The sequence below is a fragment of the Riemerella anatipestifer genome (assembly GCF_035666175.1).
Taxonomy (GTDB): Bacteria; Bacteroidota; Bacteroidia; order Flavobacteriales; family Weeksellaceae; genus Riemerella; species Riemerella anatipestifer_D.
In genome coordinates this window covers 216,762-242,155 of sequence record NZ_CP142016.1, presented here as the reverse complement: position 1 = coordinate 242,155, position 25,394 = coordinate 216,762, and the positions used below count along the sequence as shown (strand labels likewise).

The 25,394-nt window shown below is 34.4% G+C and carries 23 protein-coding genes and 1 pseudogene; 15 read left to right on the top strand and 9 right to left on the bottom strand.

The window, feature by feature from the left end; genetic code table 11:
- Positions 1-11: 11 nt before the first annotated feature.
- On the bottom strand, positions 12-2,507 hold the full coding sequence (locus VIX88_RS01160) for an FtsK/SpoIIIE family DNA translocase (protein ID WP_064970573.1): 2,496 nt from the start codon (positions 2,505-2,507) through the stop codon (positions 12-14).
- A 69-nt stretch (positions 2,508-2,576) separates the two neighbouring features.
- The gene (locus VIX88_RS01155; RefSeq protein ID WP_064970575.1) at positions 2,577-3,014 is read right to left on the bottom strand and encodes a type I restriction enzyme HsdR N-terminal domain-containing protein; all 438 of its coding nucleotides are present in this window, start codon (positions 3,012-3,014) and stop codon (positions 2,577-2,579) included.
- Between the two features lie 4 nt (positions 3,015-3,018).
- Between VIX88_RS01155 and holA the strand changes: the two genes are divergently transcribed.
- From holA to VIX88_RS01140, 3 genes are all read left to right on the top strand, one after another.
- Entirely contained in the window at positions 3,019-4,056 is a 1,038-nt protein-coding gene (gene holA / locus VIX88_RS01150) for a DNA polymerase III subunit delta (RefSeq protein WP_064970577.1), read from the top strand.
- Between the two features lie 29 nt (positions 4,057-4,085).
- Positions 4,086-5,108: a glutaminyl-peptide cyclotransferase gene (locus VIX88_RS01145; protein ID WP_064970580.1), complete on the top strand. Its 1,023-nt coding sequence runs from the start codon at positions 4,086-4,088 to the stop codon at positions 5,106-5,108.
- A 99-nt stretch (positions 5,109-5,207) separates the two neighbouring features.
- Positions 5,208-5,663, top strand: a complete 456-nt coding sequence (locus VIX88_RS01140; RefSeq protein ID WP_237190372.1) for a hypothetical protein — start codon at positions 5,208-5,210, stop codon at positions 5,661-5,663.
- Here VIX88_RS01140 and VIX88_RS01135 read toward each other — a convergent pair.
- Entirely contained in the window at positions 5,660-6,538 is an 879-nt protein-coding gene (locus tag VIX88_RS01135) for an IS982-like element ISRa1 family transposase (RefSeq protein WP_267274608.1), read from the bottom strand. The two genes, VIX88_RS01140 and VIX88_RS01135, sit on opposite strands and share 4 nt — an antisense overlap.
- Before the next feature lie 88 nt (positions 6,539-6,626).
- On the opposite strand from VIX88_RS01135, the pseudogene VIX88_RS01130 reads away from it, so the two are divergent.
- The 10 genes and pseudogenes from VIX88_RS01130 to VIX88_RS01085 all read left to right on the top strand — a co-directional run.
- A pseudogene (locus VIX88_RS01130) lies at positions 6,627-7,037 on the top strand (IS982-like element ISRa1 family transposase); the annotation flags it as partial.
- Positions 7,038-7,262: 225 nt separating this feature from the next.
- Positions 7,263-9,044 carry a 30S ribosomal protein S1 gene (gene rpsA / locus VIX88_RS01125; protein WP_064970945.1) on the top strand — a complete coding sequence of 594 codons (1,782 nt, stop codon included), beginning with the start codon at positions 7,263-7,265 and terminating at the stop codon, positions 9,042-9,044.
- A gap of 473 nt (positions 9,045-9,517) precedes the next feature.
- Positions 9,518-9,916: a hypothetical protein gene (locus tag VIX88_RS01120; protein WP_038694124.1), complete on the top strand. Its 399-nt coding sequence runs from the start codon at positions 9,518-9,520 to the stop codon at positions 9,914-9,916.
- Positions 9,917-9,932: 16 nt separating this feature from the next.
- Complete coding sequence (locus VIX88_RS01115; protein WP_014938660.1) at positions 9,933-12,026, top strand: VapE domain-containing protein; 2,094 nt, start codon at positions 9,933-9,935, stop codon at positions 12,024-12,026.
- 18 nt (positions 12,027-12,044) lie between these two features.
- A complete protein-coding gene (locus VIX88_RS01110; protein ID WP_014938659.1) occupies positions 12,045-12,260 on the top strand; it encodes a hypothetical protein in 216 nt (71 codons plus the stop codon).
- Positions 12,261-12,485: 225 nt separating this feature from the next.
- Positions 12,486-12,740 carry a hypothetical protein gene (locus VIX88_RS01105; protein WP_214193961.1) on the top strand — a complete coding sequence of 85 codons (255 nt, stop codon included), beginning with the start codon at positions 12,486-12,488 and terminating at the stop codon, positions 12,738-12,740.
- A 4-nt stretch (positions 12,741-12,744) separates the two neighbouring features.
- Positions 12,745-14,253: a tyrosine-type recombinase/integrase gene (locus tag VIX88_RS01100; RefSeq protein WP_127919815.1), complete on the top strand. Its 1,509-nt coding sequence runs from the start codon at positions 12,745-12,747 to the stop codon at positions 14,251-14,253.
- 40 nt (positions 14,254-14,293) lie between these two features.
- On the top strand, positions 14,294-15,715 hold the full coding sequence (locus VIX88_RS01095) for a metal-dependent hydrolase (protein ID WP_014938656.1): 1,422 nt from the start codon (positions 14,294-14,296) through the stop codon (positions 15,713-15,715).
- A gap of 804 nt (positions 15,716-16,519) precedes the next feature.
- Positions 16,520-17,272: a hypothetical protein gene (locus VIX88_RS01090; protein WP_014938654.1), complete on the top strand. Its 753-nt coding sequence runs from the start codon at positions 16,520-16,522 to the stop codon at positions 17,270-17,272.
- A gap of 101 nt (positions 17,273-17,373) precedes the next feature.
- On the top strand, positions 17,374-17,682 hold the full coding sequence (locus VIX88_RS01085; protein ID WP_038694121.1) for a type II toxin-antitoxin system RelE/ParE family toxin: 309 nt from the start codon (positions 17,374-17,376) through the stop codon (positions 17,680-17,682).
- On the opposite strand, the gene VIX88_RS01080 is transcribed toward VIX88_RS01085, so the two are convergent.
- The 6 genes from VIX88_RS01080 to VIX88_RS01055 form a co-directional block, all read right to left on the bottom strand.
- The gene (locus tag VIX88_RS01080) at positions 17,662-17,958 is read right to left on the bottom strand and encodes a hypothetical protein (RefSeq protein WP_014938653.1); all 297 of its coding nucleotides are present in this window, start codon (positions 17,956-17,958) and stop codon (positions 17,662-17,664) included. The genes VIX88_RS01085 and VIX88_RS01080 overlap by 21 nt on opposite strands.
- A 125-nt stretch (positions 17,959-18,083) precedes the next feature.
- Positions 18,084-19,280: an aminopeptidase C gene (locus VIX88_RS01075; protein ID WP_214193960.1), complete on the bottom strand. Its 1,197-nt coding sequence runs from the start codon at positions 19,278-19,280 to the stop codon at positions 18,084-18,086.
- A 24-nt stretch (positions 19,281-19,304) separates the two neighbouring features.
- Positions 19,305-20,156, bottom strand: coding sequence for a diacylglycerol/lipid kinase family protein (locus tag VIX88_RS01070; RefSeq protein ID WP_154136922.1), 852 nt, complete (start codon positions 20,154-20,156; stop codon positions 19,305-19,307).
- 34 nt (positions 20,157-20,190) lie between these two features.
- The gene (gene lipB / locus VIX88_RS01065; RefSeq protein ID WP_154136923.1) at positions 20,191-20,913 is read right to left on the bottom strand and encodes a lipoyl(octanoyl) transferase LipB; all 723 of its coding nucleotides are present in this window, start codon (positions 20,911-20,913) and stop codon (positions 20,191-20,193) included.
- 83 nt (positions 20,914-20,996) lie between these two features.
- Complete coding sequence (locus tag VIX88_RS01060; protein ID WP_154136924.1) at positions 20,997-21,377, bottom strand: c-type cytochrome; 381 nt, start codon at positions 21,375-21,377, stop codon at positions 20,997-20,999.
- 5 nt (positions 21,378-21,382) lie between these two features.
- Positions 21,383-21,583 (bottom strand): hypothetical protein, encoded by a 201-nt coding sequence (locus VIX88_RS01055; RefSeq protein WP_214193959.1) that lies wholly within the window; start codon positions 21,581-21,583, stop codon positions 21,383-21,385.
- A gap of 215 nt (positions 21,584-21,798) precedes the next feature.
- Here VIX88_RS01055 and VIX88_RS01050 point away from each other — a divergent pair, with 215 nt between their 5' ends.
- Both VIX88_RS01050 and VIX88_RS01045 read left to right on the top strand, forming a co-directional pair.
- Positions 21,799-22,116, top strand: coding sequence for a hypothetical protein (locus VIX88_RS01050; RefSeq protein ID WP_324711482.1), 318 nt, complete (start codon positions 21,799-21,801; stop codon positions 22,114-22,116).
- A gap of 104 nt (positions 22,117-22,220) precedes the next feature.
- Complete coding sequence (locus tag VIX88_RS01045) at positions 22,221-25,361, top strand: efflux RND transporter permease subunit (RefSeq protein WP_214193957.1); 3,141 nt, start codon at positions 22,221-22,223, stop codon at positions 25,359-25,361.
- Positions 25,362-25,394 lie beyond the last annotated feature (33 nt).

Here is a 25,394-nt window from a genome sequence, read left to right as displayed (position 1 = left end):
AGATTGTTTTTTTAATTTCGTCTCATTGATTCCAAAAACTGTTCCAATGATGTTAAATCTTGAATGAGGACTTCCCTTGCTTTAGAACCATTAAAGCTACCTAAAATTCCAGCTGCTTCTAACTGGTCTACAATTCTACCAGCTCTGTTGTATCCTAATTTAAGCTGTCTTTGTAGCATGGAAGTAGAGCCTTGTTGTGTAGAAACTACAATTCTAGCAGCCTCTTCGAAGAGGGAATCTTTTTCATTAGGGTCAAAATCGCTACTAGAACCACCGTTATCTTCTCCACTATATTCAGGTAGTTCGTAAGCTCCAGGGTAGCCTTTTTGTTCGCCTATAAAATCAGCTATTTTCTCAACTTCAGGTGTATCTATAAAGGCACATTGTACACGGATAATATCATTACCATTGGTGTAGAGCATATCTCCTTTGCCTATTAGTTGGTCAGCACCAGTAGCATCTAATATCGTTCTAGAATCTACACTTGCATTTACTCGGAAAGATACTCTAGCAGGGAAATTAGCCTTTATCATACCAGTGATAACATTTACCGATGGTCTTTGGGTTGCAATAATCAAATGAATCCCAACCGCACGAGCTAGCTGTGCTAGACGAGCAATAGGGTGTTCTACCTCTTTACCTGCCGTCATAATAAGGTCTGCAAACTCATCTACTACCAAAACGATATAAGGTAAATAACGGTGTCCGTTTTCTGGATTTAGTTTTCTTTCAGTGAATTTTTTATTGTATTCTTTAAGGTTTCTACAGAAAGCATTTTTAAGTAAATCGTACCTGTTATCCATCTCAATACACAGAGAGTTAAGTGTATTGATAACCTTAGAATTATCTGTAAGTATAGCCTCTTCGGTATCAGGTAGTTTGGCTAAATAGTGTCTTTCTATTTTGGAATAAAGCGAAAGTTCCACTTTTTTAGGGTCAACTAATACTAGTTTAAGTTCGCTAGGGTGTTTTTTATAAAGTAAAGAAGCTAATATCGCATTGATTCCTACGGATTTACCTTGTCCTGTAGCTCCTGCCATTAGGAGGTGAGGCATTTTGGCTAAATCTGCCATAAAGACCTCGTTAGAAATGGTTTTACCGAATACAATAGGCAAATCCATATCCGTGGTTTGGAACTTTTGAGAAGCAATTACCGAACGCATAGATACCATAGACGCATTTTTTCTAGGTACTTCTATACCTATTGTCCCTTTACCAGGCATAGGTGCAATAATACGAATCCCCAACGCCGAAAGGTTAAGAGCTATATCATCTTGTAGTTTTTTAATAGACGCTACTCTTGTACCTACTTCTGGTACTATTTCGTAGAGAGTAACGGTAGGACCGATGGTTGCTTTTATCTGTGCGATACCTACATTAAAGTTTTTTAGAAGTCCTACAATTTTATTTTTGTTTTCCTCTAGTTCTTCTTTATTGATGGTAATTTCTTCGTTGCCATAGTCGGCTAGTAGTTCAATGCTAGGCATTTGGAATTTAGCTAATTCTAGTCTATGGTCATACAGTCCGTGTTTTTTTACTAATTCACTAGCGATATCTTCACTTTCCACAACTTCTACAGGAGCTGTTTTTTCTATACTGAAATCAATATCATCATCATTTAAAACCTCTTCCTTAGGAGTTGATTCTAAAGAAACTTCTACAATATTTTCCTTTTTAGTTTCCGAAGTTTTATTAGGTGTCGCAATGATTTCGGCTGTAGATTGAGGCTCTAAATCAAAATTGATATTATCAAAGGAGATATTTTCCTTTTTAGTAGGAATTTCTACTTTTGGAGTAGAGATAATATTATTAGTGGGTTCTTCTTTGACTAGGTTATCTGTATCAGAGTCTAAATCTGTGGTATCCTCAGAAGAAGCATCTTCATTTTCTTCGTCATCTTGGAAACCTGTTTTAGCTTTAATGTTTTCTAAAGTAGAAGTCGCTTTATCGTTAAGATGGTCAAACTTAGCTTTAATAACGCTCGGACGAAGGTTAAACTCTAAAACAAAGTATAAAGTAATACTAGTGATAAGGATAAGCCAAAGCCCAAAATCTCCGATGAATACGCTTAGATAATCATATATTTGGAAACCATATACACCACTTAAAACTCCTTCGCCTTTGGTAATGGCTCCAATAAAAATAGGCAACCAACAAATAAAAAATAACGAATGAGAGAATGCTTTTAAAGGTTTAAAATATTTCTTTTTAAGAACTAAAGTTCCTAGCATAAAGATTAAGAAAGCAATAATAAACGCACTTATTCCGAAGCTTTCAAAGATGAATAGATTCCCTAGCCAATCTCCAAATTTTCCTATAAAATTAGAAGATTTTACAGATTTGTCCGTAAGCATTCCTGCTTGGCTTTGGTCAGACTTCCAACTTCCCAAATAAGAAATGAAAGAAAGAACTAAGATGGCAGAAATTAAAACTAAACTTACACCTATAATAATACGCCCTTTGGATAAGGTTTTACTAGGAGTTTTTATATCTTGTTTTGGATTCATACTCTAAAAATTATAAGAATTGCAAATTTAACAATTAACAATGACAAAATAGGCTAGACTACTTATAAATTAGTATAACTCTCTCTTGTAGAAAGTGTAATTTTCATTCTCATATTTGGCATAGATGTGTTGCACGCCATTACTTAAAATAATTTCAGGAGATTTTACAATGCTATTGTATCTTGCAATTTGTTCAAAAGTGGTTTCGGTAAGAGGAACGGAAGGAGCTTTGCACTCTATTAAAATTTTAGGTTTTGCCTTTTCTGTAACTAGTAAATCTAGGCGTTTTGTTGTTCCGTTAAGCTCTAATTTTTGTTCTGTAATAAGAGCAGAGAGATGATAACCTTTAGTCTTGTGGAAATAATGTATCCAGTGTTGTCGCACCCATTCTTCGGGTGTAAGCATCAACCATGATTTTCTTGGTAAATCGTAAATAAAAAATGTATCTTTGTCTTTCCTAAACTGGAAATCAAAAGTTTCCGAAAAATTAAGTTTTGGAAGTTGCATTTTTATGAAAGAGTTAGAAATAATCCTCAAAAATATTAAAAATAAAGAACTTCTCCCTATTTATTTTTTTTATGGGGAAGAGCCCTATTATATAGATGTAGCGGTAAAACATTTCGAAAATGAAGTCCTTACGGAAGACGAAAAAGTGTTTAACCAAACCGTAGTTTATGGTAAGGATACTACCTATTCGGAAGTGTTGGCGTTAGCAAGACAGTTCCCAATGATGGGCGATAAACAGCTTATTGTACTCAAAGAAGCTCAAGATATTAGACTTACGGAAAAAGAGATAGAAGCCCTAGAAGCCTATGTTAATCATCCTGTGCCGTCTACCATTTTGGTAATTGCTCACAAGCATAAAAAAGTAGATTCTAGAAAAAAGTTTGCTAAAACTTTGGCTAAGAACAAAATGCTTTTCCTTAGCGAACCTGTCAAAGATTGGAATTTGCCTCAATTTATACAAGATGAAATTTCTAGAGCAGGGCTGAAAGCAGAACCTAATATCCCTACAATTTTAGCCGAATATCTAGGAAACGACCTTTCTAGAATAGCTAATGAAATCAATAAACTTAAACTGATTTTAAAGGAAGGCGAGGTACTTAATAGCCTTCTAGTGGAGAAACATATTGGGATTAGTAAAGATTATAATGTATTTGAATTACAAAAGGCATTAGGAACGAAGAATGAAGAACAAGCGATGAAAATAGCTTATTACATCGGTAAAAATCCAAAATCTAATCCGTTTGTGATGATGTTGGGTAGTTTGTACAATTATTTTTCTAACCTCATTGTTTTTCATAGTCTTAAAGGTATGTCGCCACAGAGTATTGCGGCAGAGATGGGCGTTAATCCTTATTTTATTAAAGATTATGAAACTTCGGCGAGACTTTATCCGCTAAAACACGCTACTAGAATTATATCCATTCTTAGAGAATTTGATATGAAAAGTAAAGGTCTAGGAGCGGTAAATATGACGGACGCTGAGCTTCTTAAAGAAATGGTTTATAAAATTTTGAATGTAGATAAAACAAAAGTTAAAGTATAATTAAAAACTGAAAAATAAAGATTCTAATTATGAAAAAAAATATTATTGTGGCTTGTTTAGGCTTAATGCTTTTAGCCTCTTGTAATAAAGATAAAGAGATATTAAATACACTTAATGAGTATAACCTTTCTATGGAAGAAAAAGGGTATCATTTCGGTGATGCTATTAAACTTCCAGAAGAGGTTACCAAAAACGCTGAAACAATAAGTATTAGTTTTGGAGATAAGGAAATATCAGACCTTAAGGTTACGCCTGAAGTTTTTAGCCTAGGTGATAACGAGGTATCTTTTGTTATTAAAACTAAAAGTGGAGAAACATTAACTCAAGACGCCACTATCTATGTTTTTGCTAAAAATCCAGAACAAAATTTAAGCTATACTATCGTGAACGAATATCCGCATAGTACCGAAAACTTCGTACAAGGATTTCAGTTAGAGGGTAATACCATTTACGAAAGTGATGGGCAACACGGTAGCTCCAGAATCTTAAAATATAACTTAGGAAGTATAACGCCTTTGGCTGTAACGCCACAGTCTAACGATATTTTTTCGGAGGGTTCTACTATTGTAGGCGATAAAGTTTATCAACTCACTTGGCAAAACAAAAAAGGGTTTATTTATGATAAGGCTAGTTTAAAACTTTTATCAGAATTCCCTTATCCTGGTGCAATAGGCGAGGGGTGGGGACTTACCTATGATGGTAAAAGTCTTATTTTGTCAGATGGAACAAAAAATCTTTATTTTTTAAATCCTAATAACCCGTCTGAAATTGTTAAGCAGATTGCCGTAGCAGGAAACACCCAAGCTTATGACCGACTTAATGAGCTAGAATACCATCAAGGATTTATTTACGCTAATGTATGGCAACAGCCGTATATACTGAAAATCAATCCAAACACAGGGGAAGTGGTAGGGAAATTTGATTTTTCGGAGATAGCTAAAAAACACACCACAGGAGAAGATGATGTTTTAAATGGAATTGCCTTCAAAGGTGAAAATATGCTAGTTACAGGAAAAAATTGGGATAAAATCTACGAGGTTAAGATTAAATAATTTAGTGAAGTGCGAACCCTTGTCTTCGTTATAAGTTTTTGGGTAGCAAACCTTGCTGCGCAGGTTATTATACCTATAGATGAGAAGATATTAAAATCTGTGCAAGATATTTTTATAGACGATTATGAAAATATCTACCTATATCAGAATAACGATTTTAGCTTTACCAAATATAACATACAAGGGCAAAAGCAAGGACGAATGATGATGGTGTTTCCGTTTAAGGTTCAATCGGTGCAAAATCCTCTTAATATCGTTTTGTTTTCGGAAAATCAGCAGGAAATAAAAATGCTAGACCAAAACCTTAACGAAATCCAAAGTCTTAAGCCTAGCCAGAGTCCTAGCTATATCAGCCATTTGTATATGGAAAATCTACAATTTATGTGGTTGCTTAATCCTATGTCTAAAACCTTGTTGCAGTATCATTTCAGAGAAAATAGATTACTTAACTCTTTTGTTTTAGATATAGATTTTAACGATATTAAAGATTTTATCGTAGATAATGGCTTCTTATATTATTTGCAAAATGATTATTTAACTCGTTGTGCATTTTAAATAATACTGATTTTTAGATGATTTAATTTTCTTTGGAAGATAAATTTATTGATATATTGAATAACCGTTGCGGCGGTTATTTTACTGATTATCCTTGTTTTAAAGCCTTCAAAAGTTTTAGCATAGTTTCTTTTAATCATAAATTGGTCGCAAAGTTGAGAGAAAAATGTCTCAATTCGTTTTCGCTTTTTCTTGTACAATGAAAATTGAGGAATATAATCTTTCTGATTACTTCTCATTGGTGTATCTAATTTAATATTAGCATAGTTAAATAAATCTATTTGAACTTTTGCTGATAAATAGCCTCTATCTCCAATTAAAGTACAGTTTCGCATTTGCTCACCAATATCTTTTAAATAGTGGATGTCGTGAACGGATGCAGGGCTTATATCAAAATTCTTAATCACACCATTTAAAGAACATACTGCGTGTAGTTTATAGCCATAGAAATATAATTTCTGTGAAGCACAATAACCATATGTTGGTAAAGAATAGGATTGCTCTTTACAAATTTTTGAACGAGTAGAACGAGCATTTTCACAAACTTTCATTGGCATGCTATCAACGATAAAAATATCTTCAAACTCATTGAACTCCATCGAAATACGCTGTCTAATTTGCTCTGTTTGTAGGGATAGTCTTCGTTTTCGCTTATTGTAAACACTTCTTTCAATTTTGTTTATCAGAGAGTTTGGCAATTTTCTAAATAACTGTAATTCGCTATCAATACTCAAGTATTCAGCAGTAATATTAAGACTTATGACTTCTAAATCGCTCATTTTAGGTGTTCTTCTCTGATAACTAATCAGTTGATTTTCTGAAAAAAGTCCTAAAACTTCCAAAATTCTTTCATATATTTGCTCTAAGTTGTTCATTTATATCGTTTTATAGCAAAAACAATATACTGATTTTCAGTCTAATAAACAACTCTTGTTTTTTTTATTTCATAATGCACAACGGGTTGTGATTAAGAATTTTGATATAAGCCCTGCATCCGTTCACGACATCCACTATTTAAAAGATATTGGTGAGCAAATGCGAAACTGTACTTTAATTGGAGATAGAGGCTATTTATCAGCAAAAGTTCAAATAGATTTATTTAACTATGCTAATATTAAATTAGATACACCAATGAGAAGTAATCAGAAAGATTATATTCCTCAATTTTCATTGTACAAGAAAAAGCGAAAACGAATTGAGACATTTTTCTCTCAACTTTGCGACCAATTTATGATTAAAAGAAACTATGCTAAAACTTTTGAAGGCTTTAAAACAAGGATAATCAGTAAAATAACCGCCGCAACGGTTATTCAATATATCAATAAATTTATCTTCCAAAGAAAATTAAATCATCTAAAAATCAGTATTATTTAAAATGCACAACGAGTAAACTTACTTTAAATATTATATCTGATAATAATTTTGATTTAAAAGTCTAAAAATCATATTGTCAGATAATAAATTTTACATATATTTGCACCACTTTTTACGGACTTTTTTTGAGCAAAAAGTAAAAAACTATAATATTTAACCAACTTCAAAGCCCATTTATCCGTTTTAGCTCAAAGAATGGTAGTTTTGGATACAAATTATTTTATTATGTCAGAACAGACAAAACAACAAGAAGAGGTTCTTATGAACCAAAATGTAGCACCTGAAAATTTTGATTGGGATTCTTTTGAATCTGGTCTTAATGCTGAGGACAGAAACGAGAAAAAAGAGCTTGAGGAAATCTACAAAGGTTCTTTAAGCGATTTAGCAGAAGATGATGTTATCGTAGGTAAAGTAGTAAGACTTACAGACAAAGAAGCTATCGTTGACATTGATTTCAAATCAGAAGGTGTTATTTCTCTTAACGAATTCCGTTACAACCCTAGCTTAAAAGTAGGTGACGAGGTAGAAGTAATGGTAGACAGAAGAGAGGACAAAACAGGACAATTACAACTTTCTCATAAAAAAGCAAGAACGCTTAAGGCTTGGGATAAAGTAAACCAATATCACGAAAGTGGTGAAGTAGTAAACGGTTTCGTTAAGTCTAGAACAAAAGGTGGTATGATTGTAGATGTATTTGGTATCGAAGCATTCTTACCTGGTTCTCAGATAGATGTTAAGCCTATTAAAGATTACGACCAGTATGTAGGTAAAACTATGGAGTTCAAAGTGGTTAAAATTAACCCTGAATTCAAAAATGTGGTGGTATCTCACAAAGCTCTTATCGAGGCTGATATTGAAGATCAGAAAAAAGAAATCATCGCTCAGCTTGAAAAAGGTCAAGTTCTTGAAGGAACAGTTAAAAACATCACTTCTTACGGTGTGTTTATCGACCTAGGTGGTGTTGATGGTCTAGTACACATCACAGATCTTTCTTGGTCTAGAGTAAACCACCCAACAGAAATCTTAGAAGATGGACAAACTGTGAAAGTGGTTATCCTTGATTTTGATGAGGATAAAACAAGAATCCAATTAGGTATGAAGCAGTTAGAAGCTCATCCTTGGGACGCTCTTGATGAAAACCTAAAAGTAGGTGATAAAGTAAAAGGTAAAGTAGTGGTATTGGCTGACTATGGTGCTTTCGTAGAAGTAGCTCCAGGTGTAGAAGGTCTTATCCACGTTTCTGAAATGTCTTGGAGTACACACCTTAGAAGTGCTGGAGATTTCGTAAAAGTAGGAGATGAGGTTGAAGCTCAAGTACTTACTTTGGATAAGGAAGAGAGAAAAATATCTTTAGGTATGAAACAACTTTCTGAAGATCCTTGGACTAACATTCAAGATAAATATCCATTAGGTTCTAAGCATTCTGGTACTGTAAGAAACTTTACTAACTTTGGTGTATTCTTAGAATTAGAAGAAGGAATTGATGGACTTATCTATATTTCTGACCTTTCTTGGACTAAGAAAATCAAACATCCATCTGAATTCTGCAGCGTAGGAGACAAGTTAGATGTAGTAGTTCTAGAGTTAGACGTAGATGCTAGAAGACTTTCTTTAGGTCATAAGCAACTTACAGAAAATCCTTGGGACAAATTTGAAACTAAATATGCTGAAGGTACTGTACACACAGGTGTAGCATCTGATGTTTTTGATAAAGGAGCTCAAGTTAAATTTGAAGATGTAGAGGTAGAAGCTTTCTGTCCTGCTAGATTACTTGAAAAAGAAGATGGTTCTAAAATCAAGAAAGGTGATGAAGCTGAATTTAAAGTAATTGAATTCAATAAAGAATTTAAGAGAGTGGTAGTATCTCACACAGGTCTTTTCCGTGAAGAAGAAAAGAAAAATGTAAAAGAAGCTGCTACTAAAAGCTCTGCATCTGAAGAGAAAACAACTCTAGGAGATATTGATGCTCTTGCAGAACTTAAAAAGAAAATGGAAGAAGGTAAATAATCTAAATAATTAGATTAGATACTTTTCTAAAATATCTTTAAACCGCCTCAATTCTGAGGCGGTTTTTTAGTTTGCCATTATTTTGACGCCAAAACAAAAGAAATAAGTGTATAAAAAATGAAGTTTAATGTATAAAGAACTTTCTATATGTATATATGTCATTTTATTTAGATGACATACAGTAAATATATATTTAACATAATATAAATTATAGGAAAAATATAAATATAAAAACATACATATCAATAAGTTATATAAAATTAGTAATATCAATTATTCTCACATTAGATATTTTAAAAACTCGAGCACAAAGCATAGACAGTTTAAGAATCAACTACATAGACAATCGTATGAGCACACATAATAAAATATTATCACTCACATCACAAAAAAAGTCATGGCGTTGGTTATCATTATTACCATCAGTATCAGTATCCAGCACTTGGGATCCATTCACACAGGTATATAGACCTATGGTCAATTTTGGAATAACCTTATCCAATTTATCTACATATATCCAAGTTTCAAATCGCAATCGTATTGAACGCGAAAAGCTAGCCATTTCACTACAAGAGCAATTATCTTCAGAAATCAATACCATAGATGCCGAAATATTAGACCTACAAAGAGACTCTATTGCACTAGCATACGAATATCAAAACATTACCCTATTAGAAGAACTAAACACCATAAAATTAAAACAGTATGAACAAAATCAAATCAATTTAGAAGAAAAAATCAGACATCAGATGAATCTGAACAACAGTAAGAACACATTTGAAATCAGAAAAATAAACTATATCAATAGACGAAACAAACTCATAAATAAACTAAAAAAGCCCTCAAAATCAACAGATTTCTTAGGCCTATGATAAAACTCTATTCTCTATGGACAAAAATACAATTTTACAGCAAACCAACCAAATAGAAATTTATAACTTTTATTACGGTTCACATTTTCAGCCCTATACCAAAATATCCTCTCCCTTTTCAGAAGACCAAAATCCAAGTTTCAAAGTCTTTAAAAATGGAACTTTCAAATGCTTTAGCACAGGTAAACAAGGCGATGTTTGGCAGTTTGTAGCAGACATAAAAGGCTTAGATTGCAAAACACAATTTGCAGAAGTACTCAAAACAATTTCCAATGATATGGGAGTTATTCTACAACAGCAACAAAAAAATAGCTCTCATCAGTCTATCAGCAAAAATACAGACAATCATCACTTTAAATATTATGATAAGCCATATACTTCCCAAAGTTTAGAATTTTGGACACAAGGAAATTGGAAGGTTACAAAAGCCATTTTAGAAAAATACAATGTCAAAAACCTTGATAAATACGAGTACTTTAATTCCAAAAAAAATACCATACAAAAAATAAAACTTTATTCTGGCATCGTGGGATTTATTTATAAAGTCAATAGCAATGCCGAAATTTATATCCCTGCCCAAGGCAAAAACAAAAAAATCTTTTACAATAACCTCCAATTTTCCGACATATTCGGCTACGAGCAACTCAAAGAAAAAGAAGACTATATCATCATTACCGCAGGCAAAAAAGACTGCCTAATACTCAATGCCAACGGCTTCCCTGCCGTATCCTTTAGGTCAGAAAGTGGCTTCATAAAAGAAGAAGAAATACTCAAGCTCAAGCAGAAAACAGATAACATATACATATGCTACGACAATGATAAAACAGGTCTAGAAACAGCCCTAAAACTCTGTAACTCCTACTCCATCAAACAAATTATTTTACCCGAAAAATACAACGATATAGCCGATTATTTCTTAGTGTACGACAAATCACACTATCAGAAATTAATAGACGAAATAAGAGAACTAGAAGAAGCCGAAACAAAAAAAGACACTCAAAACACTATATTTCATATCACAGAAGAATATTTATCCACTTACTACAAATTCAGATACAATACCATCGCCCTAGACATAGAATATTGCAAAAAAACAACACACGAATGGAAATCACTCAATGAAAACTCACTGTATTTAGAACTTCAGAAAAAAGGCATCAAAATCAGCATAAACAACCTCATAGCCATACTAAAAAGCGAGTTTGTACCCCATTACAACCCTATACAAGAATACTTCGAAAACCTACCAAAATGGGACGGTAAAACCGATTATATCAGCAACCTTGCCAACTATGTCTATCCATTAGACCGAGAAAAATTCAATCATCATTTTAAAAAATGGGCAGTCAGAACCGTTAAATGTGCCCTACTAGAAAGATACTTTAACAAACAAGCCTTCGTTTTGGTACACAAAGCACAGAACTCTGGTAAAAGCTCCTTTTGTCGTTTCTTATGCCCACCAGAACTATCACAATATTTAGCCGAAGACATCAGTAATGATAAAGATGCAAGAATACTATTATGCAAAAACTTCCTTATCAATTTAGACGAACTCTCAAGCCTAGCCAAAAAGGAAATCAATACCCTAAAATCCTACTTCTCAAAAGACCAAATCAACGAACGCCTACCCTACGACAGAAAAAACAGCATACTACCCAGAATATGCAGCTTTATAGGTTCCACCAACAGAGATACATTTTTAGATGACGAAACAGGTTCTGTCAGATGGCTATGCTTTCAAATTACAGGTATCAATTGGAACTACCGCCAAGAGTGCAATATAGACTTATTCTGGTCCCAAGCCTATGCCCTTGCATTTGATAACAATTTCAATAGCGAAATGACCCTAGAAGAAATACAAGACAACGAAGATAGAAACAAAAAATACCAAATCCTAAGCACCGAGCAAGAGCTCATCGCCAGCAATTACAAACCAGCTCAAGAAAACGAAGGCGTATTTGTAACAAGTACAGATGTACTCATAAGGCTATCAGAACTAGGCGTTAGACTCTCTAGTGTACAGATTGGTAAAGCATTTAATGCCCTAGGCTTCGAAAGAAAAAAACACAAAACCAAACAAACCTACGGATACTGGGTAAAAGTATTATAATATAAAAATATTTCAAATATGAAACAAGTAGAAATCAAAAACGAAGTAGAATATATAGATGGGGTCAGAGAAGCACTAAGCTATATATTAGAAGTCATAGACAAAGACACAGACTATCTCTATCACGAAAAAGAAATCATCAAAAAAATCATACACTCCGAAATTTGGAAAAACATTTCAGAAAAAGAATTTAACCATTTTTTAAACCAATTACAGCAACAAAAAAATAAATAAACTTACCAAAGTTACCTAACAAATATAATCAAATGAAAATCAGCACCCTAAATTTAGGTAAGATAATAAAATAAAGTTACCTACAAGTTACCTAAGTTACCTAAACCATTTAGGTAGGTTGGGTAAGTTCAGGTAAGTATAGGTAGGTAGCCTTAACCCCTATCAATAAAGACTTTGGTAATATAGGTAAGATTTTTTAGCAAAAACAGTTTAAATAAAAATATTATGAAATCAAAAATCACACTTTTAACAGCAGCAGTATTACTACTCACCACCTGCAACCACTATCAGCTCACCCAAGAAGACAGAGCATTACTAAAAAAATACCCAGAAACCTACCTCTCTCACAACGGCTACTCGCACCTAGTCAGAGCTCGCAAACTAGAAATTGCAGACAGCATACAAAAAGCACATCAGCAGGACTTATCCCAAGAATTCAAAGAAGAACAATACCAAAACAATACCCCAGAAGACCTTTAAACCTATGATGACCATAGACTACATATCAAAAGAAGAAAGCCTATTGCTCATTGAAAAATGCAAAAACCCAAAGTACAAATGCATCATTCTTTTAATGTTAGATTGTGGCTTTAGAGTATCCGAAACCGTAACACTTAGGCTTAAAAACTTCGATTTTCAAAAAAGAACCATTACAGTAAAATCACTCAAAAAGAAAAACGAAAACTACCGTACCATACCCATATCAGACCGCCTATATAGAGCCATAGCCCACTATTTAGAACAAACCAAAATCCCCATTACACAACCCGAAAACTACCTATTCCCAAGCTACACCCACAAAGGGCATCTATGCCGTAAAACCGTTTGGAAAGTCCTTAAAGCCTACGGAAAAAAATTAGGCATACAAAACCTGCACCCTCATACCCTTAGGCATACCTTCGCCACACACCACTTAAACAATGGCACTAAATTAGAAGAAATCAAAACCATGCTAGGACACAGCTCTTATGACACCACACTCATATACGCACAAATCCCCACCGAACAACTAAGCAAAAAAATAGAAGCCGTTACCACACAAAAACGAAACTTTTGGGTTAGGATTCAACAAAAATTCTTCCCACCTAAAAAAACAAAACTTATCAATCTATCATTCAACAAAAATTACTTTACCATTGGGCGAAATGAAGAACTATCAAAACTAAATGTCAATGCAGAATTAGGCATCAACACCATCATAATAGGCGATATAGGCACAGGCAAAACCCATCTCCTAGAAAACCTCAAAACAAACAAAAAAATCCTAAAATTTGAAGACGACAGAATGGCAAAAAAATCCCTAATGTATATGATGTTACACCTACTCAAAGGCGACAAAGAAAATATGCTGTCCCTACTCTATGGCGATATAGGCATAGAAGCCGTAGAAAAAAAAATACAAAGAGAATCAGCCCTATTCATTTGCGATAAAATTATGACCATCGTAGAACCCAAAGAATACATATTGCTAATAGATAATATCACAGACATCACAACCGCTAGTAAAAGAATTATAGAACGCCTAAAAGACACCTTTGTTATCATTTGTGCAGCCAGGTATATCAAAAATAGCAACACCTCATTCCTTTGGAACTTTGAAAAAATAGACCTCAAAAACCTATCTCGAGAGAACGCCATCAAATTCATTCAGCAAAACTCCTTCGGCTTAGAAGTAGAATCTTGGGAAGACTTTAGAAACCACATCTACCAACAAACCAACGGCAACCCTCGTGCAATGGCAGAAATGATAGACCGTTACAGAAAAGAACCATTCTTAACCCTAGATATAGTCAAAAACATCAAACACTCTGGAGCATTACCCGAAATAGACTTTACCTTTATCATCGTCGTATTCTTAGGCATCATCACAGCACTACGCTATGCCAGCAGAGAGCTAGACGAGCCCGCACTCCGTATGATAGGCTCCATAGGCCTAATCCTACTCATCATCTCACGCCCATTATTCAAAGAGCTCAAACGAAAATTCATCTAATACTAATATTTTTTTGTTTCTGTAATTAAATAAAAATCAAATGACAGCACCCAACCACATCGCAGGAGGCATACTATTCACAGGCATATTTACCAGCCTTTGGAATGTCAATATCTTTGCAGAACCCACCTACTTAGCCACCACCATACTCATCTCATTACTACCAGATATAGACACCCCAAAATCCATCATCGGCAAACCCTTTTACCCCATATCCAAATGGCTCTACCGAAGATACGGACACAGAACCATCACCCACTCCCTACTCGCAACCATCATCATTACACTGCTAGCCTTCATATTTCAAAAATTACAAATCATTCCAGAACATTACGCCCTCATTACCTTCTTTGCCTACTTTGGGCATTTACTCCTAGATATGCTTACCACCACTGGCGTCCCCCTACTCTACCCATTCTGGAGAAACCCCTGCGTTATACCAGGTAACCCCAACTACAGATTTAGCACAGGCAACCTCAAGCAAGAAGGCGTTTTATTTATCGTATTCCTATGCAGTTCCGCACTTATGAACAACCTATTTACACAAGGCTTTTGGCTTACCTATAACCAACAATTCAACGACATTACACACATCTACAGAGAATTCAAAAAATCAAACAAACTCTACAAAATAGATTACGATTTATACCACTTCCAAAAACCAATCAAAGGAACAGGCTATTTAGTCTATGCAGATTTCCAACAACTATACATCGTATCAAACGACACCATTATAAGACTACGAGAAGGGCAGCAAGGGCTCAAAATCAACACCCTAAAACCATACAATACCAATCATCTACTTACCACCAAAAGAGTATCCTTTAGCCATATTACAGCCGATAGTTTAAATATATTGGTAGATGATAAATTCATATCCTACACCAAAATTACAGCCACAGAAAAAGCCGATGTTATCACACTAGAAAGAAAACTACACGACTACTATTTTGAACTCAAAAACGAACATAACCTATACTTTTCAAAATCCCTAAAAGACACCCTAAAAATAGAAACCATAGACCACTCAGAAGCCAATCAACGTTTAAAATACGAAGAAAATCGCCTAAAAATACAACAGCAAATTCTAGAAAAACAAACCCAAATTGCCCAAGAAGAAGCCAATATCAAAGCCATAAATGAACCCTATTATAAAGCCTTAGAAGAAATCAAAACAGCCAAACAAAAACTAGCTACCGAGACCGACAGCTACCAAATCAACGAACTAAAAAACCAAATCATAACCCTTCAGAAATATTTAGAAAATAACCACCCAAAAGACAGCCGTAACCTAGCCTTACTCAAAGTACAACTATCAGGGCTCAATGCCCAACTAAACAAACCATTCCAATACATCAGTAACAAAAAAAACACACCTAAATCCCCTTTGCTTTTCTCTGGATATTTTGATTATTTTGTACTCCCCAAGCAAGAGAAAAAAGGAGGGAGTGGGGGTGGTTAGACCAAAAAAAAAATCTTGCTTTTTGTACGTCTCCGCTCCGCTTCGCCCTACAAAAACCGCTCTATAAAAAAACAAGTTATTTTATATCGCCATAGCCGAAAAAACCATTTGTTCCAGTTTCTCGGCTATAGCTCTTGTAGAGGGTTATAAGGTGTTCGGGGGTACTCCCCACCCTGCGGTGTCTTCGGTATCGGCAAGGGTATACAAAGCTCCACTTCGTTACGCCCTTGCCTATACCTTCGCACCTTGTGGGCTCCGTTCCCCCTCATCGTTCCGCGTGGCACCACTTCGTTACTTCGGGCAGAGCCCTCGTTGCCACACTCCACCCATTGGGGGCGTGCCGCTTAGTCGGCGCTGATTCCACTATTATATTTAGTTCGCATCCGCTCCGCTCCTGCTGGCATCTATGGTGTTCCCTTTCACCTACGGTGCTTCATCAGTTCCGCTTCGCTCCACCATTCCGCACCTTCGGGCATCGCCTCCGCACGCTACTCCGCTCCCCCTCCCTCGCTTTCCCAAGCCAACCCCTACCCTTTCCCACATCTGGTCGCTCCGCAGAAAGCACGCCCCAATACCAACAAAAAAAAGCACCGATTTCTAGGTAACTTAACCACTAGCCTCTCAAAAAACACCCCTTTTCCCCATTTTAGAATCAGAATTTTGTCTACTTTTTAGAGGATTGAAAGGGCGACAAAATAGCAATTTCGTCGCTCCTTTCAATCCTCATAAGTTTTAAAAAAAAACATTTGTTTTTAATCGTATTAGTGCTATCTTACAGCCACTTAACCATTAATTTATTTTATCATGAAAAAGCTAATTTTACTTACAGGGATTACACTTACAACATTAGTAGCGTGTAAAAGAGAGCTTCACAATGAAGACAATGAACTTAACGAGCTTAGCCCAGTCGCTATGTGTAACAAAACCTATAACACCGCTTCTACACTTAATACATTTGGGACACTCATCCGTACCACTTGTAAACCAGGGCCAGGTATAGAGGTTATTTCAGTTCCCGCTAATAGCAATAGTCAGCACAAAAATTCAGATTTAATTACACTATCTGCATCACCAAAAACATTAGCAAATGTTAAAACCAAAGCCACTCACTTTTGGTTTTACGGTACAGACTCAAAACAACTATTTAAGCCCATTACCTATGCTAGAGTATTTGTCTTTGATATTGGAGATAACAAGGTAGAGCAAGCAAAACAACAAATACAAAGCGGAAATCACTATCTAGGGTTTGATAGAGGCTTATTTGAAGGCATTTATCCCTATGTAGTACTCAATATTAACCATAGAGAAATTAATGGCAAACTACAAACCTCATTCAATCTAGAAAACGAAGTTAAAAGAAGCCTACCTGTAGGTAAACGAATTTTCATACAATTTGTGGTTCAAAAAACACCTACCGAAGTACCTACATTTGAAAACTCTAAATTTACCTATTGTGATTTTGTAAATGAGGATAATAAAGCCTATCCACATTATAAGGTAGATTTATCAGACGCTAATTTAGGCTATCAAGGCAACTCTTTCTACTATGTACAATAAATTTTCATAACAATTCTTAATTCATTTCAGCAAAAAAAGGCTATCACTGTAGATAGTCTTTTTTTACTATATTTGTATCACATTTGATATAAGCACTTAGAATGGATAGAGTAATTTTATGGACGGATACAGCTAAGACCTCTTTTGACGACAACATAGCTTACCTCTTAGAAGACTGGACAGACAAAGAAATAGCTACATTTATAGATAAGACAGATACTGCAATAGACAATCTTCGATTTCATCCCTATATAGGTAAACCCCTTAATGGTCATTCAGAATACCGTAGTCTATTAGTTGTCCCACAAATAAGTCTAGTTTATCGTATTGTAAATAGCCACGAGATACTTTTAATTACCTTTTTCAACAACTATCAGAATCCTTATAAACTAGAGGTACTTCTTTCTTAGTTCCTTCATATATTCTTTATGTTCCTGTACCCTACCATTTTTATAATCATTTTCAGCCATTTCTATCTCATATAAGAGTGCTTCTTGAGGCTTCACAAGGGTAAGGATTTTCAGTACTTCATCAGGAGTAAAAGACAGAGCCTTTAGCTTTCTATAAAAAGTAGGAGCAGGAATCCCTACCTGTTCTATAATATAATTTTTCTTAAAAGGGCTATTATCCAAAAGGCTTTCAATACCATTCAAAACATTTTTGTATGCGATAACTTCCTGTATCATATTTGAAACTTTTTTATTATATTTGCAACAAAGATATGAATTAAAAATGATAAAACATAATATAAATTATAGGAGAAATCTAAACTGAAAAAAGAGACCGATATTATTCGGTCTCTTCGAGTATTTTATAAACCTATATTAGTGTTTATTTTAAACTTCTTAGTTATATTCTTAGGAATACCATCTTTATGAAGTAAAATACCTGTTGTTTTATACAATACATACGGCTTAGTTACATAGAGATAACCTTCATAATCGTTGGTTGTTCCCCAAGAGTTTTTCACCATATAATATTCTTTACCTGTTTGGTCCTTAGCAATACCTACAATGTGCATACCGTGGTCGTCTGTTGTTGTAAGATTGTTAAGAGCTTCCTGGCGCATTTCTTCCGTAATTTTTTTATCAGGTTTTGGACCTTTAAATAAATCTTTTTTAGTAGCTGCATTAAGATTATCCAAATCTAAATCTGGTACATAAGCTACCCCATTTTTATATGAGAAATAAGGTTCAGATACATCTGTTGCCCAACCCACAGTGTGTCCATTTTTGATAGCATAATCTATAATAGTTGTAAGGTTTTCCATTGGGACATTCCACATAGTTTCGTGACTCCAGTTGTCTGGAATAGGCACTACAAATCTCTCATAATAAGCATAATCTTTATATGATGATATGCCTACATAATCTTCAGGAACAATCCCAACTACCTCTTTAGCAAAAGTTTGAGGTGTATATTGTTTACCTTTATAAGTAAACTGAGTTGGATACTTACCTAAATAACTATCCAAAATAGCATCTATATTAGACAACCAGTTAGACGATAATTTCCCTGATGGATTTTTAACATAAGCATCTAGCATTGATTTTATAATTGCTTGCATTTCAGAGAAATTGTTTCTCGTTTGTCCTTCCTTTAAACCTGAATATACTTCTTGCGGAACTGCACCATATTTGCGATACATATTGATAACATCGTGTAATTCGCCACCGTCTCCCCAAGAAATAGCTCCACCATTAAGTACATAAAGTTTGGCTTTATCGTGATAAGAATTTCTAGCAGTAAATATTTCTGCTAAATCTACAGGAGCTTTCCCCATTCTTATCATTTCAGATTCTAAGAAAGAGTTTCCTGAGTAGCTCCAACAAGTTCCTGAAGAACCTTGGTCTTTTACAGCCGTAACACCGTTCTCTTTAATTACCGTAAATTTAAAATCAGGATTTTCGGATTGATTGTTTTTCAGGCTATTCACTAAGCCATCTTGAGCAAACGCAAAAGTTGCACAAGATACCATTGCTAAAGCTGTTAGTTTCGTTTTTATCATAATATATAGTATAAAAGGTTAATTTTAGTATAAAATTTTTAGTTTTTCAGTTGAAACCTTTACCGATATGGGTGAAGATATTTCGTGATACTCACCATCTAGATGCCAATCTTTAGCACTCGCCTCAAAAGAGAAACTCTCTTTTTTCAAAAAGGTTACAAATTGGTCATTTTTCAGTTGTTTTTTAAACATTCTCGTTGCAAATATTGAAGCATACCAAAGTGGAAATTTTTTAACCAAAACTAAATCCAAAAGTCCATCGTTAGCCAATGCCTTCGGAGCTATGTAAGCGTGATTTCCAAACTGCCTAGTATTTGCAATATTGAACATCAAATATTTGCCATTATATTTTTTTAGTTCTTCTTCTTTAAAGTTAATCTGAATGGGACGATATTTAAAAAAAGTTTTAATACTCGTTTTAATATAATTGGCAAATCCTCTATTTGTATTTTCAAATGCTTTGGTAACGGCACCATCAAAACCAATACCTGAAACATTGATGGAAAGCTGACCATTCACTGTAAAAGTATCAACCTCTCTACTTTTAGGATTTTTTATTTTATTGATTAAAGAAGTTATATCTTTAGTAAAACCCATTTCGTAAGCAAAACCATTACCCGACCCCGCTGGATAAATTCCTAAAATTTTATCTGTACCTATCAGTTTTTTAGCAATACTAGAAATAGTTCCATCGCCCCCTACGGCAACAAACATATCAACTTTTGAGAAATTATTTTCTATAAAAGCCTCCGTCCCTTTTACCGAATCTGAAATATAGTACAATGCCTGAGGAAACTCCTTTTCCATTTTTTCTAGAAAAGATTGATATTTCCCCTTTGCTGAAAAAGGATTGATGATAAACGCTAAATTCTGCATAATCTAACAAATATAACACTTTTACCTTTAGTTTCTATATAAATTCTGAACCAAATATTTGTGTAAAGTGTTTTTTTATTTTTTCCTTTAAATCTACTATTTCTTTATCAGTAAATTTTCGTTCTAGCTCTCGCTCCATAGAGGTTACGGATTTATCTTTTATCCCACACGGAATAATATATTCAAAATACCTTAAATCTGTATTTACATTTAGTGCAAAACCATGCATAGTAACCCATTTAGAAGTTTTAACCCCCATGGCACATATCTTTCTAGCATAAGGTTTACCTACATCTAGCCAAACCCCTGTTTCTCCTTCGGAACGCTCTCCTTTCAAGCCATATTCTGCAATTACTCTTATGATAACTTCCTCTAAACTACGCATATAAGCGTGTATGTCTGTTTTAAAATTATCCAAATCTAAAATAGGATAACCTACAATCTGTCCAAAGCCATGATAAGTGATATCTCCACCTCTATTAGTTTTTATAAATGTGGCGTTAATTTCTTTTAACTTATCTGTATTTGCCAACATATTGTTTTCATTACCACTTTTTCCTAAAGTGTATACATGAGGGTGTTCCACAAATAAAAAATAATTTGGCGTTAATTCCTGTACCCCATCTACCCTATCTCTATTTTTGAGTTTTAGTTCTATAATTTCTTTCATGAGATTTTCTTGATACTCAAACGCATCAGGATAATCCATCAAACCTAAATCTCTAAACTTTAGCTGTTTATTATATTTTTTATCCATGAATTCTTTTTATAAACTAAATTAAAAAATAAAAGAAGACCTCTTTTACAGTAGGGTCTTCTTATTTATAATTAAAGTACTATCTATTTTTTAAGACTCATGATGAATTCTACCATTTTATCCGACTCTTCTTTAGATAGTTGAGGATGTGGTTGCATCGGTATTTCGCCCCAATTACCACTACCGCCCTCAATAATATTTTTCGATAGTGTTCCTAAATCTTCTTGAGTATATCTATCTGCAATCTCTTTAAAAGAAGGACCTGCCATTTTCTTATCAATACTATGACAACTCAAACAGTCTGACCCCTTTATTAACTGATATCCTTGATGCTCTAGGTTAGGCTCTACAGCACTTTCTGATACCACTCGTGGCTTCTCCTCCACTGTCTCTACTTGAGAGGTTTCTTTCTGAGTACAAGAAAATAGAACCAAAGTTAATATTCCGAAATAAGTATACTTCATACGGTTTATTTTGTAGCTGTAGAATCAGTTGTAGGAGTTGTTGTTCCAGCAGCAGATGTGCTTACTGTAGTCTTAGTAGTATCAACAGCTACAGCAACCTCAGGTTCTGGAAGCATAATATTACCCTCTGCATTTGCATTTTCTTTTTTAGAACACGCTACTGAAGTTAAACCTAAAACTAAGGCTATCACAAATATTTTTTTCATAAGGCTAAATATTATTTACATTATTTCTACAAAAGTAATAATTTTTGATAAATATTAAATCTCAGCTATGTTAAATTAAACTCATTCTAAATTTATACCCAATAGAAAATCTATTGTTTTAATGCTTACCTTTGTCGCAAGATATGTTCAGAAAGTTTATTATATACGGTTTTATCACATGCTATCTCGTTTCTTTTTCAGAGGTGAGAGAAGTTTTGAAATTACCTGTATTGATAGAACATTTTATAGAACATAGAAGCAGTAATCCAGAAATGTCTTTTGGACAATTTATTACACTCCACTACCTCAGTGGAGATGTACACGATGACGATTATAACGAGGATATGAAACTTCCGTTTAAATCTCAAAATCAAACTATTGCGGTCATGCTATTAGCCATACCCCCTGCCAGTTTTGATTTTAATATAAAATCGTCAAAAATACACAAAGAAAAATCACAAAATTTTGGCTACTCCGAAGGTTTTACTATGGGAAGTAGTGTTTCTGTATTTCGTCCTCCTAGGCTTATTTAGTTTTATACTTAAACCCTTTATTCTTTCTTTTTTAAAGGTGTTCGTTTGGTTAAATTGCTTTTAACCAATTACTTTATTTATAAATTAATAACTCTTAAAAGAATATGTTAAATAAAATTATAGCGTTTTCTATCAAAAATAAACTAATAATTGGTCTATTTACTTTAGCACTTATTATCTACGGTATTTTTGAGGTTAGAAAACTCCCCATAGATGCTGTACCTGATATTACGGATAATCAGGTTCAAATCATCACTGTATCTCCTAGTTTAGGAGCTCCTGATGTGGAAAGATTCATCACTTTCCCATTAGAGCAGGCAAATAATAACATACAAGGGATTAAACAAATCCGAAGTTTTTCTCGCTTTGGTTTGTCTGTAATTACCATTGTTTTTAAAGATGATGTAGATATACACTTAGCTCGTCAACAAGTATCAGAAAGGTTACAACAGGTATCCAAAGATATTCCAGCCGAATTAGGCGTTCCTACAATGGCACCCATTACCACTGGGTTAGGTGAAATTTACCAATATGTGGTTCGCCCTAAAAAAGGCTACGAGCACCGTTATGATGCAATGAAACTTCGTACCATACAAGATTGGGTGGTAAGAAGACAACTCCTTGGAATAGAAGGTGTAGCCGATGTTGCGAGTTTCGGTGGTTATCTTAAACAATATGAAATAGCCGTTAATCCTTCTCAGCTAAAGGCGATGGGCGTTACAATGCAAGAGGTTTTTAACGCTTTACAAAGTAACAACCAAAATACAGGTGGAGCTTACATAGAAAAAGGTCCTACAGTATTATTTATCCGTACAGAAGGTTTGGTAGGAAAAATTGAGGACATAGAAAATACCGTAGTAAAAACACTTCCTGATGGAACTCCTATCTTAGTAAAAAATATAGGCAAGGTAGATTATGGAAATGCCACTAGGTATGGTGCTATGACCTACAACGGTAAAGGCGAAGTAGCTGGTGCAGTAGTAATGATGATGAAGGGAGCTAACTCTAACCAAGTTATCAAAAATGTAAAAGAACGTATTGAAGAAATTCAAAAAACACTACCAGAAGGTGTAAAGATAGAGCCTTTCTTAGACCGTACAAAAATGGTAAACAACGCCATAGGAACAGTACAAAAGAACCTTATGGAAGGGGCTTTAATTGTAATTTTTATATTGGTTTTATTCTTAGGAAATTTCCGTGCAGGATTTTTGGTAGCTTCAGTTATACCACTTTCTATGTTATTCGCTATTATAATGATGAATATCTTTGGTGTAAGTGGTAACCTAATGAGTTTGGGAGCATTAGATTTTGGTTTAATTGTAGATGGAGCCGTAATTATTGTGGAGGCTGTATTGCATAAACTCCACGAGTTAAAGAAATCTGATAAATCTGAACTTTCTCAACAAGAGATGAATGATGAAGTAGAATCTTCTGCTGGAAAAATGATGAACTCTGCTGTTTTCGGACAAATCATTATCTTAATAGTTTATTTACCAATACTTACACTACAAGGGATTGAAGGTAAAATGTTTAAACCTATGGCACAGACGGTAGCGTTTGCACTTTTAGGGGCGTTTATTCTATCCTTAACTTATGTACCTATGATGAGTAGTTTGGTATTAAGTAAAAAAATAAACTTTAAAAAGAATTTCTCTGACAAGATGATGGAGAAAGTAGAAGTCTTCTACGAGAAAACTTTAGCCAAAATACTCAATCGTTCAAAAGTAGTCGTTATTGCTATTTTAGCATTGTTTGTGTTCTCGGTATTTATTCTTACGCGTTTGGGTGGAGAGTTTATCCCAAGTCTTCCAGAAGGAGATTTTGCGGTAGATACTAGAGTGCTTACAGGGAGTAATCTTAAAACATCTACAGATGCTGTACAAAAGTCATCTCAAATTTTATTAAAAAAATTCCCTGAGATAGAGAAAATTGTAGGTAAAACAGGTAGTAGCGAAATTCCTACCGACCCAATGCCTATTGATGCGAGTGATATGATGGTAATTCTAAAACCTCGTGAAGAATGGACTTCTGCTAAAACCTATGAAGAGTTATCAGAAAAAATGTCTGCCGAACTTAAAAAGAATATGCTAGGTGTAACCTACTCTTTCCAATATCCTGTTAATATGCGTTTTAACGAACTTATGACGGGAGCTAGACAAGATGTAGTTTGTAAAATATTTGGTGAAAACTTAGATACTTTAAAGGTTTATTCTGAAAAATTAGGAGAAATATCTAAAAGCATTAGAGGAGCTCAAAATATCTATGTAGAGCCTATTTCTGGTATTCCACAGATTGTAATTTCATATAATAGAGCTAAGATAGCACAGTATGGAGTGAATATCAGCGAAATCAACCGTATTGTAAATACCGCATTTGCTGGACAGTCCACAGGCTCCGTTTATGAAGGCGAAAAGAGATTTGACCTCGTGGTAAGACTTAGTGGAGAGCAAAGAAAGAATATAGATGATGTTAGAAACCTACTGATAAGCACTCCTACAGGCACTAAAATTCCATTAAGCTCCATTGCTGATGTAGAATTAAAGGAAAGTGTTAACCAAATTCAAAGAGAGAACGCTCAACGAAGAATTATTGTAGGCTTTAATGTTAGAAACCGAGACATACAAACGACGGTAGCAGACTTGCAAACTCAAGTAGAACAAAAACTAAAATTGCCACCAGGCTACTTTATTAAATATGGAGGTACTTTTGAAAATCTTCAACAAGCTAAAGCAAGACTATCAATAGCTGTTCCTGCAAGTTTACTTATGATTTTCTTAATGCTTTATTTTGCATTTCGTTCTATCAAATATGGTATGCTTATTTTCACGGCAATTCCGTTATCTGCTATTGGGGGAATTTTGGCTCTTTGGCTTAGAGGAATGAATTTCAGTATCTCAGCTGGTGTAGGGTTTATTGCTTTATTTGGTGTAGCGGTACTGAATGGTATTGTACTCATCGCCGAATTTAACAGACAAAAAGCTCTACAAACCTCTTTAAAAGATACCGTGAGAGCTGGTGGTAAAAACAGACTTCGCCCTGTACTAATGACTGCTTTCGTGGCTTCGTTAGGATTCTTACCTATGGCAACAAGTACAGGAGAAGGTGCCGAAGTACAACGTCCGTTAGCAACAGTAGTTATTGGTGGGCTTTTATTAGCTACATTTTTAACGCTTTATCTTCTACCAATTCTTTACATTTGGTTTGAAAGTAAAAAAGGATTAAAAATTAAAAAGGCCAAAGCCTAACCCAACTGTATTAATTTTTTAATAAACAGAAAA

Coding starts and splice junctions, on each gene's coding strand:
- VIX88_RS01095 (WP_014938656.1), top strand. CDS start 14,294: ATGACAGCACCCAACCACATCGCAGGAGGCATACTATTCACAGGCATA.
- VIX88_RS01145 (WP_064970580.1), top strand. CDS start 4,086: ATGAAAAAAAATATTATTGTGGCTTGTTTAGGCTTAATGCTTTTAGCC.
- VIX88_RS01160 (WP_064970573.1), bottom strand. CDS start 2,507: ATGAATCCAAAACAAGATATAAAAACTCCTAGTAAAACCTTATCCAAA.
- holA (WP_064970577.1), top strand. CDS start 3,019: ATGAAAGAGTTAGAAATAATCCTCAAAAATATTAAAAATAAAGAACTT.
- VIX88_RS01055 (WP_214193959.1), bottom strand. CDS start 21,583: ATGAAAAAAATATTTGTGATAGCCTTAGTTTTAGGTTTAACTTCAGTA.
- VIX88_RS01135 (WP_267274608.1), bottom strand. CDS start 6,538: ATGAACAACTTAGAGCAAATATATGAAAGAATTTTGGAAGTTTTAGGA.
- VIX88_RS01080 (WP_014938653.1), bottom strand. CDS start 17,958: ATGATACAGGAAGTTATCGCATACAAAAATGTTTTGAATGGTATTGAA.
- rpsA (WP_064970945.1), top strand. CDS start 7,263: ATGTCAGAACAGACAAAACAACAAGAAGAGGTTCTTATGAACCAAAAT.
- VIX88_RS01105 (WP_214193961.1), top strand. CDS start 12,486: ATGAAATCAAAAATCACACTTTTAACAGCAGCAGTATTACTACTCACC.
- VIX88_RS01155 (WP_064970575.1), bottom strand. CDS start 3,014: ATGCAACTTCCAAAACTTAATTTTTCGGAAACTTTTGATTTCCAGTTT.
- VIX88_RS01045 (WP_214193957.1), top strand. CDS start 22,221: ATGTTAAATAAAATTATAGCGTTTTCTATCAAAAATAAACTAATAATT.
- VIX88_RS01100 (WP_127919815.1), top strand. CDS start 12,745: ATGATGACCATAGACTACATATCAAAAGAAGAAAGCCTATTGCTCATT.
- VIX88_RS01090 (WP_014938654.1), top strand. CDS start 16,520: ATGAAAAAGCTAATTTTACTTACAGGGATTACACTTACAACATTAGTA.
- VIX88_RS01115 (WP_014938660.1), top strand. CDS start 9,933: ATGGACAAAAATACAATTTTACAGCAAACCAACCAAATAGAAATTTAT.
- VIX88_RS01075 (WP_214193960.1), bottom strand. CDS start 19,280: ATGATAAAAACGAAACTAACAGCTTTAGCAATGGTATCTTGTGCAACT.
- VIX88_RS01120 (WP_038694124.1), top strand. CDS start 9,518: ATGGTCAATTTTGGAATAACCTTATCCAATTTATCTACATATATCCAA.
- VIX88_RS01085 (WP_038694121.1), top strand. CDS start 17,374: ATGGATAGAGTAATTTTATGGACGGATACAGCTAAGACCTCTTTTGAC.
- lipB (WP_154136923.1), bottom strand. CDS start 20,913: ATGGATAAAAAATATAATAAACAGCTAAAGTTTAGAGATTTAGGTTTG.
- VIX88_RS01060 (WP_154136924.1), bottom strand. CDS start 21,377: ATGAAGTATACTTATTTCGGAATATTAACTTTGGTTCTATTTTCTTGT.
- VIX88_RS01110 (WP_014938659.1), top strand. CDS start 12,045: ATGAAACAAGTAGAAATCAAAAACGAAGTAGAATATATAGATGGGGTC.
- VIX88_RS01070 (WP_154136922.1), bottom strand. CDS start 20,156: ATGCAGAATTTAGCGTTTATCATCAATCCTTTTTCAGCAAAGGGGAAA.